A 777-nucleotide genomic window follows, 5' to 3' on the forward strand; every position below is an offset into this window, starting at 1 on the left:
CTGGCCGAACTGGGCGAAGTCGCGCTCGCACTCGGCCTGGCTCTTACCCTCTTTGACGCAGGCCTCCACCCGCTGGCGGCGTCCTGCATCGATGTACTGCTGCTGGGCGGTGGTGCAGGCGGTGTCGAGGCGGGCCTGCTCAGCCTCCCTGTCCATGATGACGGCGCCGACGGGGGCCGCGAGCAGCAAACAGCCTAAGAGGATCTTCATCACATATCTCCTAATGGATAGTAGGAACAGGAGCAAACCACCCCCCTGTTCAACCCGGATTCAGTGATCGCCACCCAGTCTGACAGAGATGGGATGGAGGTCCTATGAGAAACATACTTGACCAACTGTTAGGGGGCGGCAAGACCTTGCCGAGCCGGGCGGGGGAGAAGTACCAGGGACAGCGGCAGGGGGCACTTGGTCTGCTGTTGGGTCATCAGAAGGCGCGCAAGTATCGCGACAAGGTGGCCACTCTGGGGGGGATCAGTGCACTGGGTCAGCTTGCCTACAGCCTCTATCGGGATTGGTTGCAGCAGCAGAAGGTATCCCCCCCGACTCACGTCATTCCACAACCACTTCACATTCTGCAAGGCAATGCCCTGGAGATCCGTGCCGATCTGCTGGTGCGCGCCATGATTGCGGCCGCTCGGGCCGATGGCCACATCGATGAGGTCGAGCGCGAGACGATCACCGGGCGTCTGACTGAGCTTGGCTTTGATAATGCCGCCCACTTTATCGACCGAGAGCTGATGCGACCGCTCGATCCTTATCTTCTGGCCCGCGAGGTGA

The 777-nt window shown here is 61.1% G+C and carries 2 protein-coding genes; one reads left to right on the forward strand and one right to left on the reverse strand.

The genetic code is table 11. The annotated features are described in order from the left end of the window. Nucleotides 1–210 (reverse strand): hypothetical protein (locus BN1134_RS19915; RefSeq protein WP_042044833.1); only part of this gene is annotated, 210 nt, incomplete at its 3' end. Between the two features lie 104 nt (nucleotides 211–314). On the opposite strand from BN1134_RS19915, the gene BN1134_RS01590 reads away from it, so the two are divergent. Further along, nucleotides 315–777 (forward strand): tellurite resistance TerB family protein (locus tag BN1134_RS01590; protein WP_042044834.1); only part of this gene is annotated, 463 nt, incomplete at its 3' end.

The organism is Aeromonas simiae, assembly GCF_000820125.1.
GTDB classification, from domain to species: domain Bacteria; phylum Pseudomonadota; class Gammaproteobacteria; order Enterobacterales; family Aeromonadaceae; genus Aeromonas; species Aeromonas simiae.